Annotated in this window: 10 protein-coding genes and 1 pseudogene; 8 read left to right on the forward strand and 3 right to left on the reverse strand. The window is 55.3% G+C overall.

Features of this window, described 5'->3' with window-relative positions:
- Window positions 1-70 precede the first annotated feature (70 nt).
- Together ACFIOZ_RS06760 and ACFIOZ_RS06765 are read left to right on the forward strand one after the other, a co-directional pair.
- Window positions 71-757: a type 1 glutamine amidotransferase domain-containing protein gene (locus tag ACFIOZ_RS06760; RefSeq protein ID WP_386082917.1), complete on the forward strand. Its 687-nt coding sequence runs from the start codon at window positions 71-73 to the stop codon at window positions 755-757.
- Window positions 758-831: 74 nt separating this feature from the next.
- Window positions 832-1,145: pseudogene (locus ACFIOZ_RS06765) on the forward strand (glutaredoxin); the annotation flags it as partial.
- Window positions 1,146-2,133: 988 nt separating this feature from the next.
- Here ACFIOZ_RS06765 and ACFIOZ_RS06770 read toward each other — a convergent pair.
- Window positions 2,134-3,465: a M20/M25/M40 family metallo-hydrolase gene (locus ACFIOZ_RS06770; protein WP_386082918.1), complete on the reverse strand. Its 1,332-nt coding sequence runs from the start codon at window positions 3,463-3,465 to the stop codon at window positions 2,134-2,136.
- A gap of 80 nt (window positions 3,466-3,545) precedes the next feature.
- Window positions 3,546-4,430: a LysR family transcriptional regulator gene (locus tag ACFIOZ_RS06775; RefSeq protein WP_386082919.1), complete on the reverse strand. Its 885-nt coding sequence runs from the start codon at window positions 4,428-4,430 to the stop codon at window positions 3,546-3,548.
- 156 nt (window positions 4,431-4,586) lie between these two features.
- Here ACFIOZ_RS06775 and ACFIOZ_RS06780 point away from each other — a divergent pair, with 156 nt between their 5' ends.
- The 6 genes from ACFIOZ_RS06780 (at window position 4,587) to ACFIOZ_RS06805 (ending at window position 12,144) form a co-directional block, all read left to right on the forward strand.
- Entirely contained in the window at window positions 4,587-5,552 is a 966-nt protein-coding gene (locus ACFIOZ_RS06780) for a TAXI family TRAP transporter solute-binding subunit (RefSeq protein WP_386082920.1), read from the forward strand.
- Between the two features lie 21 nt (window positions 5,553-5,573).
- Window positions 5,574-7,484 carry a TRAP transporter permease gene (locus ACFIOZ_RS06785; RefSeq protein ID WP_386082921.1) on the forward strand — a complete coding sequence of 637 codons (1,911 nt, stop codon included), beginning with the start codon at window positions 5,574-5,576 and terminating at the stop codon, window positions 7,482-7,484.
- Window positions 7,481-8,887, forward strand: coding sequence for an acyclic terpene utilization AtuA family protein (locus ACFIOZ_RS06790; RefSeq protein WP_386082922.1), 1,407 nt, complete (start codon window positions 7,481-7,483; stop codon window positions 8,885-8,887). The genes ACFIOZ_RS06785 and ACFIOZ_RS06790 overlap by 4 nt, the downstream gene beginning before the upstream one ends.
- Window positions 8,874-9,230, forward strand: a complete 357-nt coding sequence (locus tag ACFIOZ_RS06795) for a hypothetical protein (RefSeq protein WP_386082923.1) — start codon at window positions 8,874-8,876, stop codon at window positions 9,228-9,230. Before ACFIOZ_RS06790 ends, ACFIOZ_RS06795 begins: the two co-directional genes overlap by 14 nt.
- 151 nt (window positions 9,231-9,381) lie before the next feature.
- Window positions 9,382-10,605 (forward strand): YbfB/YjiJ family MFS transporter, encoded by a 1,224-nt coding sequence (locus tag ACFIOZ_RS06800; RefSeq protein WP_386082924.1) that lies wholly within the window; start codon window positions 9,382-9,384, stop codon window positions 10,603-10,605.
- Between the two features lie 75 nt (window positions 10,606-10,680).
- On the forward strand, window positions 10,681-12,144 hold the full coding sequence (locus ACFIOZ_RS06805; RefSeq protein WP_386082925.1) for a sodium-dependent transporter: 1,464 nt from the start codon (window positions 10,681-10,683) through the stop codon (window positions 12,142-12,144).
- Between the two features lie 4 nt (window positions 12,145-12,148).
- On the opposite strand, the gene ACFIOZ_RS06810 is transcribed toward ACFIOZ_RS06805, so the two are convergent.
- Window positions 12,149-13,258, reverse strand: coding sequence for an LBF_2804 family protein (locus ACFIOZ_RS06810; RefSeq protein ID WP_386082926.1), 1,110 nt, complete (start codon window positions 13,256-13,258; stop codon window positions 12,149-12,151).
- Between the last annotated feature and the right edge of the window lie 46 nt (window positions 13,259-13,304).

Genomic DNA, 13,304 nt, shown 5'->3' on the forward strand with positions numbered 1-13,304 from the left:
CCATCCAGACCCCCACTAACTAACCGTAACGCATTTTAATTGCTTCAATTTCCACCGCCAGGAGAGAGATATGAGCAAGCGTATTTTAGTGGTATTGACGTCTCACGATCAGTTGGGCGATACCGGCAATAAAACCGGTTTTTGGCTTGAAGAGCTGGCAGCCCCTTATTATGTCTTTAAAGATGCGGGTGCTGAAGTCATCTTGGCATCACCCAAGGGTGGTCAGCCGCCGCTGGATCCTAAAAGTGACGCAGACGATAGCCAAACCGATGAAACGCGCCGCTTTAAGCAAGATGAAAAAGCTAACGCGGAGCTTGCCGCTACCCATTGCTTGAGCGACATGAAGGCCGATGATTTCGATGCGGTATTCTACCCTGGGGGCCACGGCCCGCTATGGGATCTCGTTGACGATGTGGACTCTATTCGCTTGATCGAAACCTTTATCGCCCAAGGCAAGCCGGTTGCCACGGTTTGTCACGCGCCGATTGTCCTGGTTAATGCCAAAGACAGCGCTGGCGAGCCGTTAGTAAAAGGCCGACAAGTAACGGGCTTTACCAACGGCGAAGAAGAGGCCGTTGGCTTGACCAATATCGTGCCGCACCTGGTTGAAGATGCCTTGCAAAAGCGCGGTGGGATTTATAGCAAAGCAGATGATTTTACTCCTTACGTACGTGAGGATGGCCAACTGATTACCGGCCAAAACCCGCCTTCCTCAACGCTGACGGCTGAGACGCTGATGGCGTGGCTCTCGAAATAACGCTCCGCTATGACTAACGCGTTTGATGACAACGGCGAGGTTTTCTTCGCCGTTTCTATTTTGGGGCTGGTGAAATGTTCCTTAACTACGACCTGCTGGCTCAGTGCTATGTCCCTCACCGCTATGTATACCCCTAGTCAGAAACCCTGGCAGGGGTACTAATGCTAGCTGGTACATGCTTTGGCTAGCAGCTCCGCTGCGCTGTTTATCGGCGCGGTGGGCGTTAAAGCCGTGTATGTGGATAAGTGTGAGTTGAAATGCGTCTGCGTTGGTGGAAGCAGCAATGTGCCCCTAGGGGGGCGCTGACAAAAATATCGTCATGGTATTGATGGTGCGGTGGATGCCACTAAAATGTGGTTGTAAAAAATGTTGTAAAAAAATTGCCTAGCTAAAAGGCTGTTTAAGATCCAAAAAAACTTTTAAAAACAATTTATTTTCTGCTACATATCACAGGTTAGATAAACGCTCTGCTATAAAGCGCACTGTGTGCACACAGCGAAAGGAACTCGCGATAGGGAAGAACAAGCAAGGATTGCTTGTATAGCACAAGGATGCACAAACAGGATGTTTGTGGTGCAAGATCAGGGATGACCTGATGAAAACCCGGCCAAGGATTGGCCGGGTTTTTTTTGACATCAATGACAGTTTAATTAAACTCTTATAAAGCTTTTATTAATTTTTTTATGCTTGTGGTGCATGCTAGTGATGATAGAAAGTCTGTGTTACAAACAACTACTCCTTTCTATAATAGGGTCGTCTGCATGAAAACGCTTCCTTCAACAAGCATAGTGATAATAAAGCGAGCTTAATTCATTCATGGGTGTTTCAACTGCCGTTTGGCAGTTTAGGCAGCGTATGGTGGCGCTGTTCTTGCCGGTGCCTTCCAAGCGGAAGCGATTAAAAAACGGGTTTTTGGGTGACTCTGAGTTACCGCAATGACGACAGATGACATCCAGTCCGTTGACTTTGTTGATAATTATAATGTCGCGCACGCTGACCTCCTATCAGTAGGTTGTTGATGGTTCAGGCGTGGTAACGTCCGTGTAGAGCAGTATCGTTACCGATACTTATAAAAGTATAGCGCTGCTGAGCATAAGCGCCATATAAATATATCGAATATATGTGGGTTAAATTAGTGTATTTAATCTAAGTAAAAAAAGATAATTTTTTTCGTTTTGATAACATAGGTTAGATAAATAAAGTGTTTTAAGGTTCACTGTGGGTGCACATCATAAGGAAGTGGCAACAGGGAAGATCGAGCTAGGAAGGCTTACGCTCATGGAAGCACAAACAGGATGTTTGTGAAGACGAATCAAGGAAGGTTTGATAAAGCCCCAGCCAGGGAATGGCCGGGGCTTCTTTTTTATACGCTTGTTTTAGTTTTTGCCTTTCTTCTTGTTTTTCTTGCTGTGATTGCTTTGGTTACTTGTTTGGCTCTCGCTACTCTCGTCGTTATTACTATCATCCTCACTGTCAGGTTTGTCGCTGCCTTGGTGAGTGAGCGGGCTCGCCTGGTCTAAGCGCGGGTGGTTATCCAGGAATTCACGCTGTAGGTCAGGTATGGCATCCAAGGCTTGCAAGGTATGGGTGAGGGCGTGAATAGCCGCCAGCACGTCCTGGGTATGGCCTGTTTCTGAGATAGTGTGCATATTGCGGATGGGAAACCCAATCGAGGTGGCAGCACTGTCGATAGAGGCCAGTACGCCCGCCATGCCATCGGTGCCCGTATCAACACCCACAATATCGCGCTGTAGCGGAATATCCTGCTCTTTAGCGGCAGTGGCGATAATGCGGTTGAGCTGTTCGCTGGCAATAGAGCCCACCGCCATGGTGAAGCCTTTGCCCATCTCTAGCGGCTGCATGCGCTTATCGCCAATACCGGGCGCAGCCACATAGTCGTGGTTTACGTCCACGCCAATCAAGGCATCCGGCTTCATTTCACCCGCCATCACGCGGCTGCCGAAACGGCCAATCTCTTCGTAGCTGGCAATAGCAAACAGCACGCGGACATTCTTGGTGCCGCCTGCTTCGGCGATCAAACGCGCTACTTCAGCCGCTACAAAACAGCCCAGGCCGTTATCCAGGTAAGCGCCGTAGAAAGTATTGGGACTAAAGCCCGGACGAATAGGGCGGTCAAAGATAATTGAGTCGCCGGGGCGAACACCCAGGTTCAACACCTGCTGCTTTTTATTGTCGCCGTGGATCTGGAGGTCCAGGTAGATCTGCTCTTTTTTCAGGCCTTTGCTACCATCGCGCTGGGCAGGGTCAGAAAAGTGGATCGCACCCAGGGCTTCTACCGTGCCGCCTTCAATGCAGCGATAGCTGCCGGGCGCGTCGGGGTCTTCGCTAAATAGCTTCACTTCATGGCCGATAAGCACGGTGGGCAGAAAGGAGTCTGTATTGATCCAGATCTTGCCGTCTTCGCCAATTGAGCGCACCTGCATACGGATTTTGTCCGCATGGCCGATGATCATGACCTTGAACATATCGTCCCGGTCAGGGTGGGTGTCCAACACAACGCCCGCGTTGCCCTTAAACTGGTGAAGGTGCCAGCCTTTAGGGGCGAAAGATTCGAAATGTGGCTTCAGCACGCCATATGTCATCGCGGCTTCGAGCCCTACTGGGCTGGGAGCTGCAAGGATTTCGCGCATTAGTTTGAACTGCGCGTCGGGCATCGGCTGTGTCCAGGGTTTTGCACTATCGCTCATCGTTGTCGCTCACTCATTTGAGGTGGATGTTAATCACCTCTAGTCTGCCAGATTCCTATCTCTTGTGTAGAGAAAACCCCTCAGGGGTGATCATGTATCAGTTGACGCAGAGCACTCGTTGCGGCGGAAGGAGGATGGCGTCGACTTAATATAATACCCAGCTCACGGCGTATGGTTGGCTCGACCAGAGGGCGGTGTTCAATGCCGTCGGCGGCGATCTGACGAAAACTGAGAGAGGGCAGCACGCTAATGCCTAACCCTGCCGCTACCATCCGGCCTACCGTGGCGATCTGGCGCGCATCGCATAAAATATCCAGCCGCTCTCCCACGCTCTGCATAATACGGTCAATATCCTGGCGTGAGCTGGAAAGGCGATTAATGCCAATAAATGGATACTCAGCCAGCTCTCTCCAGGCCACTGTCGATTGTGCCAGCAGCGGATGCCCGCTGGGGCAAACGGCCACATAGCTATCTTCAAGAACGGGTTCAAACGTCAGGTCATCTGCATCGCTTGGCGGCACTGAAAGCCCCAGGTCAGCTCGGCCTTCGCGCACCATTTGATTGATCTGTTCGGCCAACACATCGTGCAGGCTGAGGTTGATACGTGGATAGGCTTCATGAAAACGCTTAATAACTCGAGGAAACAGACCCGCTGCAAGGGTGGGCAGGGCGGCGATAGTCACCTTGCCACGCTGTTTTGAAAACTGGTCGTTAAGATCCTCAAAAGCTTCATTCCAATCATTCAATAGCCGCACGGCGACCGGCAGAAAGGCTTCGCCTTCCGGTGTCAGGGCAAGCTGGCGGGTAGTGCGAGCAAACAGCGCACCGCCCACACTCTCCTCAAGTTTGCGTAACGCGATGGAGATCGCCGGTTGGGAAAGATGTATCCGCTCGCTAGCCTCTGCAAGGCTGCGGGAATGGGCGACGGCTACAAAAACACGCAACTGCTGGATGCTTGGATTCATTTAGAAAGTAAAACATAAATTAAAAACTATTCAATATACAAAACATAAAAGGCAGACCATGCTTGTTTTGTCGCATGCAAACAGTGTCGCCATCACTGTTTTTAAGAAAGTCGACCTACAACAACAATAGTTCGCTGAGCGAGCTTTGGAGACACAATGAAAACGCTACTTACTGCCATGGTGGCCAGCGCCGCGGTGCTAGCCGCTGCTACCTCTAATGCCGATGAGCGCCTGTTGATTGGCTCTACCTCAAGCTCATCCAGCCACTACAGCTATTTTGTCGCGGTTAATCAGATTATTAATAACCAAGTGGAAGGGATCAGCTCTTCGGTTGCCGAAACCGGTGCCACAGTGGATAACCTGCGCCGTTTAGGGCGTGATCAAATTGATATGGGGCTGGTAACCACCAACACCGGCTATCACGCCTACGCCGGTGAGGAAGATTTTGAAGGTCGCCCCGTCGATAACCGCCTACTGTGGGTCTACACCGTGGCGCCGCAGAATGCCGTAATGCGCCAGGATGCAGGGGTGGAAACCTTCGCTGACTTAAACGGTGTGCGCTTCAATCCAGGCATTACAGGGTCAGCCACCGAGAAAACCACCGAAGCGGTAATGCGCGCACTTGGCATCGAACCGGATTATGTACGTGGATCCACCACCGATATGGTCGACGCCATGAAAGATGGCCGAGTGATGGGGTCGGTAAAATCGGGGGTCGGAGAACGCCTGGATGGCTCCTCCATGGATATTGCCACTTTCACACCGATAAGCGTGCTGTCGCTTGATCAAGAACAGGCCGACACACTGCGCAGCGAAATGCCCGACGTAGCCATTGTCGATGTCCCTGAAGGGGCAGCAGAGGGTCTTCCCGCTTACACCACTTGGGCCTTTGGGGTTGCCGTGCACGCCCATCCGGATATGGATGAAGAGACCGCCTATCAAATCGTCAAAGCCGTAATGGAAAATCCAGAGCCTCAGGTTAATGCGTTTGCGGCCATGCAGGATGCGGATATGGCGAAGATGACGTTGGAGGTCGGCACTGTGCCACTTCACGCCGGTGCTGCGCGTTATTTCGAAGAGCAGGGGTATGACATCCCCGATGCCTTGCAGCCTGTTCAGTAAGGCCAGTCGGAGAAGATGATCATGCGTGAGACACTCACCAAAGGTTTAGCGCTCCTGCTGGGTGGGCTAATCCTTTATACCTCCGCCACTGGGCCGTTCGAGAGCTTGATTCAGCGGAGCCTCTTTCTCGCGCTGGTCATCCTGCTAGGGCTTGCCGTTTATCCATTAGGGCAAGGCAAGCGCTGGCGACCGCTTGGCATCGCTATTGATACCTTGTTGGCGGTTGGCGTGGTAGTCGCCTGCAGCTATGTGGCGTTCAATCACGAACAAATTCTGGTTGAGCTTCCTTGGGCAACACACCGCGATATGCTACTGACCGGCGTACTCCTAGTGGCCATTCTGGAGCTGTCACGGCGCGCCATCGGCGTGATCTTTCCACTGTTGGTGTTAGTAGGGTTGGCTTATGCGTGGCTGGGGGCGGCAATCCCAGGGCCGCTTGGTCACCGGGGCTTCGATCTTTATTACATGACCGAAACCATCTACCTCGGTGACTTAGGCGTTTGGGGCATGCTGGTGGGCGTTGCCGCGACGACCATTGCCGCTTTCGTACTGTTCGGTTGTTTGCTGCTGCACACGGGGGGCGGTAATACCTTTATGGATCTGGCGCTGCGTATTAGCGGCCACTCGCCGGGCGGTGCTGCCAAAGTGGCCACCGTGGCCTCCGGGCTATTCGGTATGGTCAGCGGCAGTGCGGTGGCCAATGTCGCCACCACGGGCAACTTCACCATTCCCATGATGAAGCGCTTGAACTACCCACGTCCCTTCGCGGCTGGAGTAGAAGCGGTGGCCTCGACCGGCGGTCAAATCGCACCGCCGATCCTGGGCGCTGCGGCATTTATCATGGCGGAAATCCTCGGTGAGAGTTACCTGCGTATCGCCTTGGCGGCTTTGTTGCCAGCGATTCTTTTCTATCTCGGCGTGTTTGTCACTATCCACTTGGTCGCCAAGCGCCGCCAACTGCAGGTTGTGCCCGATGATGAGCTGCCAAGCTGGTCAGATGTGATACGCCCTGAACGTATCATTCCCATTCTGGCTGCATTAGGCGGGCTGTTTTACGGCGTGCTTAGTGGCCGCTCGATTCAAATGTCGGCGTTCTACGGCATCTTGATGACCGTGCTAACGTTCGTGCCTTTTGCGCTCATGGCAAAGATGCCGCTGTGCGAGATCCTCGGCAAGCTGGTGGCAGGCTTAGTCGATGCAGGTAAAGGCATGGTGATTATCGGCGTGCTATTGGCCGGGGCGCAGATTCTGGTGGCGATGATTGGTATGACCGGCATCGGTGTGACCTTAGCCAGCTTGATCGTCACGGTGGGCGGAGAGTCGCTGTTCCTGGTCGCCTTTATCGTCGGCGGCGTGTGCCTGATTTTGGGCATGGGGATTCCTACCACGGCAGCGTATGTTCTGGTGGCATCAGTACTGGCGCCTGCGCTCACCACCATCGGCGTTGAGCCGTTGATTGCCCACCTGTTCGTTTTCTACTTCGCCACCCTGTCGGTGATTACTCCGCCCGTATGTATTGCGGTGTTCGTGGCCTCAGGTATTGCCGACACCAACTGGCTGCCTGCGGCGGTTGAATCAGTGCGCTTGGCGGCGGCTATCTATGTCATTCCCTTCCTACTGCTTATCTACCCGGCCTTGGCGGGGTTTGGTTCTGCCCTGGATGTCGTCCTGGCCAGCTGCCAAGGGGTCGTGTTTGTGATGGCGTTTGCCGCACTGATGTCCCGGGTAGCCATGACGGGTAAGCGCGTGGTCGATGTCGTGGGGCTGATCGCGGTGATTGGACTTGCGCTGACACCCGGCTGGCTCACCACGCTGGCGGCGCTAGTCCTGATCATTGGGCTATTTATACGCCGCCGCTCGCTGCTGAGAGACGAGCTGGAGTCTGTCGCGGGCGACCACCCCTCTCTTCAAGCCAAGGAGACCCAGCTATGAGCTTTCTATTAGGCAGTGGGGCGGGCTTTTCCGGTGACCGTACCGATGCGGCCGTGGCGGTGGTGGCAGAGTTGATCAAGCGACAGCAGCCCTCCGCTTTAGTATTTGAAACCCTGGGCGAACGGACATTAGCGGCAGCTCACCGCGCGATGCGTGATGATCCCGAAAGCGGGTTTGAACCGCTGTTAGACGAGCTGCTGGCGCCGGTGCTGCGCGACTGCCTGGATCACGACATTAAGATTTTAGGCAACTTTGGTGCGGCGAACCCTAGTGGTGCTTGTCAGGTAATTACTGACTTGGCTAAGCAGCTTGGGCGCGCGAATGTCCGCATTGCCCAGGTGCACGGTGACGATATCCGCCAGCAGCTACATAGCTTGGACTTACAGCGCTGGGAGGCCGAGCGGCTGGATATGCCGCACGAGGACGCCTTGATCTCCGCCAATGTCTACCTGGGTGCCAAAGCGCTGGCTGAGGCGTTAGTCATGCAGGCGGATGTAGTGGTCACCGGCCGTGTTGCTGACCCAGCGCTGTTTTTAGCGCCGCTGATGCACCACTTCGATTGGCGTTGGGACGATTGGGATCGCCTGGCTTGCGGCATGATGGCGGGGCATTTAGCAGAGTGTGGCGCCCAGGTGAGCGGCGGCTATTTTGCTGATCCGGGTTTCAAAGACGTCCCTGGGCTCGCCACGGTGGGCTATCCGATTATTGAAGTGGAGCAGGATGGCAGCCTAATGATTACCAAGCCCGCCAACACCGGCGGCTGTGTTACCGAGCAGACGGTGAAAGAGCAACTGCTTTATGAAGTGCATGATCCGGCGAATTATCTAACGCCGGATGTCACGGTGGATCTTTCCCACGCCGAGGTGCGTCAGTTGTCACCCAACCGCGTGGCGGTGACGGGAATTCGCGGCAAGCCTGCGCCCGAGCGACTCAAAACCACCGTGTGCTATGAAGGCGGCTGGCAGGGCGAGGCTGAGATCTCCTATGCCGGCCCCAACGCCTTGGCAAGGGCACAGCTTGCTGCCCAGGTACTGCGTGAACGGTTGGCGTTTCGCGCCCCTGCCGAGCTACGCACTCGCTTGGATATCATTGGCTTGGCTAGCGTATTTGATAGCGATAGCGGTGAGCTTCAGCTTAGCGCATCAGCGTCTGCCTGTGGTGATTATCGGCTGCGGCTGGCGGCCGAGCACAGCGAGCGGCGCTGGGTAGCCCGCGCCACCCAGGAGCTATTGGCGCTGTATTGTGCCGGGCCCGCGGGTGGAGGCGGCGTGCGGCGCCAGTTCCAAAGGCGGGTGTTTACCGCCTCTTATTTGGTAAAGCGTAGCGATATTCATCCCCATGCCAGCCTGTTTGAATCACCGCCCTTCGGGGAACGCAGGAGTGAACGCTATGTTGCACGCTAAACCAACGCAAACAGCGATGCACCCGCCTGCCTCTGTCTCTCTTCACCAACTCGCCCATGCGCGTGCCGGGGATAAGGGGGAGCGTCTTAATGTGGCACTGTTTGCCTATGATCCCGACGACTACACGACCCTGCTGGAACAAGTAACCGAGGAGCGCGTGCTGGCGCTGTTTGCCCACCGCGGTGCCAGCCGAGTGAGGCGCTACCCCTTGCCTAATTTGGCGGGCATGAACTTCGTGATTGATGACGTTCTGCAGGGCGGTGTTAATGGCGCGCTCAATTTGGATGGGCATGGCAAAACACTATCGTTTTTGCTGCTAAGCATGGAGGTTCATGCGAGCTAGACCTTTTTAACCTTGCCCCTCGACTTAGGTGGTCATGACCCGCTGCCCGAAAGGCCTTACTATGACGATAAAATACGCACGCTAATTAACATAACGTCCGCTGAGCCGTCGTTAAAGAGCCGTCATTAAAGAGCCGTTCGGGAGCAGCCCCATGACCGTAGCAACGCTAGGTGCCCAGCGCTTCAAAGTGCTGTTGGCGGGCGTTTTTAGCCAAATACTATGTGTAGGCATTGCGCGCTTTGCCTATACCCCATTGTTACCGGTGATGCAGCAGCAGACCTGGATGGGGGATGCTGATGGCGGCTGGCTGGCCGCGGTTAACTACGCGGGCTATATGCTGGGGGCAGTGCTGGCCGCCTCTATTCACACTGTTTATATCAAAGACACACTATTTCGCTGTGGGCTAATCCTGGCTGTCATCACGACGGCGGGTATGGCGCTTACCGAGAACTTCTGGGTTTGGGCGGGGTTGCGCTTTCTAGCGGGGCTTTCAAGCAGTGCGGCCATGCTATTAGCGTCAGGGCTGATTCTTCACTGGTTAATCCAACATCGCCAGCGCGGCGAGCTGGGAATTCATTTTGCCGGCTTGGGGTTAGGCATGGTGGTCGCGGCGGTGGCCGTGGAGATGATGCTCCAGCTCTCCTTTAGCTGGCAGACTCAGTGGTGGGGGTTTAGCCTGCTGGGTGCCGTGCTGCTGGTGCCTGCCTGGCGCTGGCTGCCGCGGCCGGAAAAGCCACTAGCGGGGGCTCACACGGCCACTGGCCGAACCGCTACACCGCCAACGCGCACGTTTATGCGCTGGATGCTCGCCGCCTACTTCTGCGCCGGTTACGGCTACGTCATCAGCGCTACCTTCTTAGTGGCTATTGTCGAGCGTGAACCACTGCTGGCGGGGATGGGCAACTGGACGTTTGCCCTGGCCGGTTTAGCCGCCGCTCCTGCTGTCATGCTATGGGATTTAATCGCCCGTCGGGTGGGCTATTTAGGGGCGTTGATGATCGCTATGGGTATTCAAGTCGTAGGGATTGTGCTTCCCGCCATTACCGCGAACGCAGCGGTAGTGCTACTAAGCGCGGTACTTTATGGCGGCACCTTCCTTGGCTGCGTCAGCTTGGTGCTGACAATGGCGGGCAGGCTCTATCCCGCTAGTCCTGCGCGGTTAATGGGGAAAATGACGCTGGCATACGGTGCCGCCCAGATATGCGCCCCGGCGTTAACCGGTATGTTGGCGGAAGCCTCTGGCCATTATGGCGTTGGACTATGGCTGGCGGGCGGTTTTGTAACGCTTGGCGTCGTGCTGCTGGCCTGCTTGCGCCGGGTTGATCAAACCGCTCAGCGCTTGGATGCCGCGGCCAAAGCCACGGTCTACGCTTAGAAGTTGGGGCTTAGTGGGCTTTGGCCGCAAAATCCTCTAGGATAGGCGGCTTTTTCAGACAGGATAACTGCGCAAATGACCACTTCTGGGCAACCTCGCACCCAGTGGCTAGGCCGCTGGGGATTTATATTGGCAGCCACCGGCTCGGCGGTGGGGCTGGGCAATATCTGGAAATTTCCCTATATGACGGGGGAGTACGGTGGCGGCGCCTTCGTACTGGTTTATCTGGTATGCATCCTGGTCGTAGGGGTGCCGATCATGATGGCTGAAATCGCTTTTGGACGGCGTGGCCGCGGTAGCCCAATCGATGCTGTCCGCCGAGTAGTGAACGAGTCCGGACGTTCATCGGCCTGGTCGCTGTTTGGTTGGATGTCCATGTTGTGTGGCTTTATGATCCTGTCGTTTTACGTGGTCGTGGCGGGCTGGTCATTCTCCTACCTCTGGAAAATGCTCACCGGCGGCTTAAGCGGAGGCACTGTGGAGGAACTGGCGGCCGTGTTTGGCGCCAATAATGCCAACCCCTGGAATCTCGGTTTCTGGAGCTCGCTGGTAACGCTAGCAACCATGGTCATTGTCGGTAAAGGTGTGCAGGAGGGGATTGAGAAAAACGTCCGTTGGATGATGCCAGGGCTGGTGATCATGCTGGTGGTGCTGATTCTGTTTGGCGCATTCTCCGGTGGTTTTGGCGACGCCTTTGCGTTTCTGTTCTCGTTTAACACGGGCAGCCTATCCAGCGAGGGGATGCTGGCCGCGTTGGGACATGCGTTTTTTACGCTTTCGCTGGCTGCTGGCGCGATCATGACGTACGGCAGCTACTTGCCCAAAGACGCTTCCATTGCCCGTACGACGCTCGGGGTTGCCTTGGCGGACACGGTGGTTGCGCTCATGGCGGGGCTGGCTATTTTCCCGGTTATTTTTGCTAATGGCATGGATCCAGGGGAAGGCCCTGGGCTTATCTTTATGAGTCTGCCCATTGCGTTTCAAGCGATGCCGCTGGGCACGCTGTTTGGCATTCTTTTCTTTATCATGCTCTCTATGGCTGCGCTCACCTCGTCGATATCCATGGTCGAAGCGACCATTTCATGGCTATGCGATAACAAAGGCTTCTCGCGGCGTTCGGCGGCGTGGAGCACAGGCATTGTGCTGTGGTTGATCAGCACTGCGGCGATGCTCTCGTTTAATGTGGGCGCCGACTGGACGTTGGCGGGTAAGACGTTCTTTGACTGGCTGGACTACCTGACGTCGCGCTGGCTGATGCCGCTGGGTGGTCTGGGCACGGTCGTGATGGCGGGCTTTGTGCTCAACATCAATATCATGCGCGATGAGCTTGGCCTTAACCTGCGCCTTTATGCGCTATGGCTGCTGATGGCTCGCTATGTCAGCCCGCTCGGTATTCTGGTGATTTTTGCCAACGTGCTAGGGCTTTATAGCGTGACGTTTTCAGTGCACTGGCCTTGGCTCTTGGCGATTCTGGTCGCCATGGTGGTGCTGGGCGAAACGTTAAGCCCGCGGCTGCGCCAAGCGCTGAAAACAGCGTAATACGCTACGGCACTTGCCCCGATAACAAACGCTGCTGCTGAGCTTTGACCTCATCGCTGCGCAGCGGCGTTTGGCAGGTTGCAAACACCTCTGTTAAGAACCGCTTGCGTGAGCCTTTGTAGGTGCCGCTCAGTAGCGTCGCCTGGGTAAGTGCATTAATCAGCGCTTTACGTGACTCGCCCGTAAGTTGCGCGTAGTCCTGTAGCGCGGCTGGCCAATCAACGTCGATCGCCTGTGGTTTATCAGGCAGGCTATTCAGCAGGCGAGCCAATAGCAGCACCAGGTTGGGGTGGGGGTGTTGGTTGCGCATAATAAGCTCGCCAACCCCCTGGGCCACTAGGCGTCGGGTGTGTTCATCGCTGTTTGTTAGCGTTTCCATCAAGTGCTTAACCAGTGCGGGGCCACGGGCCTGTAAATAAGCTTCTTGAATAATGCGTGCGGCAATCCAGGCGTTCCATACGGCGTATAGCGGCCCGGTTAATAGGGGTAAAAAACCGCGCAGCGTGAGTCGCCCCAATAGTCGACGCAGTAGTAAACGCAGTAGAAAGCTACTTAAGCTGATTTTTAAGCGATATAGCAGTGCTCTAAGTGTTAGCTTCCAGCCATGCAGGTAGGCGTGGGGGTCTACGCCATAAATAAGACTACCAGGGCTGGGGTACTCCAGCGCCGACCGAGAAACGCCGTGAACGGTCAACTGAATATCGGGTTCAAGAGTATCTGTTTGACCGTAGCGTAGTCCCGCCAAACGGGTAATGCTCGCCACGCCGCGCAGCGCATTCCAGTATAAAAAGCCGATTTCCAGAGCGGTAATCAAGCCTGCAACGGCCAGATAGCCGCCCCAGTAGGGGAGTTGCTCCCTAAGGCTCATGGCTTCCCAGTGGTTAGTGGCAAACTCACGCATCCACCATTCGGCGCTGCCAATCAGCGTGCCGGAAATCAAACCAGCGAGCGCTGCCCAGGCAATGATCCAGCGCCGTGCCCGCTTCAAGGCCTGAGGGTCGGGGGAGTCAAGTGCCGGGTGGCGGGATAAATAGCCCTGTACATAGCGGCTAGCCCAGCGCTGCGCTAGGTCGGGGGATGGGGCGTACTCTTTATCTGGCCGAGTGAGAGACATGAAAAAAAGCGCTTCCTGCGTTGGCGTCCGTTAAATCCGATAAACG

This window comes from Vreelandella sp. F11, from assembly GCF_042466685.1.
Lineage (GTDB): Bacteria > Pseudomonadota > Gammaproteobacteria > Pseudomonadales > Halomonadaceae > Vreelandella.

What these genes read in the sequence shown, in the direction of transcription:
- ACFIOZ_RS06760 (WP_386082917.1), top strand. Translation starts at nt 71, where the DNA reads ATGAGCAAGCGTATTTTAGTGGTATTGACGTCTCACGATCAGTTGGGC.
- ACFIOZ_RS06770 (WP_386082918.1), bottom strand. Translation starts at nt 3,465, where the DNA reads ATGAGCGATAGTGCAAAACCCTGGACACAGCCGATGCCCGACGCGCAG.
- ACFIOZ_RS06775 (WP_386082919.1), bottom strand. Translation starts at nt 4,430, where the DNA reads ATGAATCCAAGCATCCAGCAGTTGCGTGTTTTTGTAGCCGTCGCCCAT.
- ACFIOZ_RS06780 (WP_386082920.1), top strand. Translation starts at nt 4,587, where the DNA reads ATGAAAACGCTACTTACTGCCATGGTGGCCAGCGCCGCGGTGCTAGCC.
- ACFIOZ_RS06785 (WP_386082921.1), top strand. Translation starts at nt 5,574, where the DNA reads ATGCGTGAGACACTCACCAAAGGTTTAGCGCTCCTGCTGGGTGGGCTA.
- ACFIOZ_RS06790 (WP_386082922.1), top strand. Translation starts at nt 7,481, where the DNA reads ATGAGCTTTCTATTAGGCAGTGGGGCGGGCTTTTCCGGTGACCGTACC.
- ACFIOZ_RS06795 (WP_386082923.1), top strand. Translation starts at nt 8,874, where the DNA reads ATGTTGCACGCTAAACCAACGCAAACAGCGATGCACCCGCCTGCCTCT.
- ACFIOZ_RS06800 (WP_386082924.1), top strand. Translation starts at nt 9,382, where the DNA reads ATGACCGTAGCAACGCTAGGTGCCCAGCGCTTCAAAGTGCTGTTGGCG.
- ACFIOZ_RS06805 (WP_386082925.1), top strand. Translation starts at nt 10,681, where the DNA reads ATGACCACTTCTGGGCAACCTCGCACCCAGTGGCTAGGCCGCTGGGGA.
- ACFIOZ_RS06810 (WP_386082926.1), bottom strand. Translation starts at nt 13,258, where the DNA reads ATGTCTCTCACTCGGCCAGATAAAGAGTACGCCCCATCCCCCGACCTA.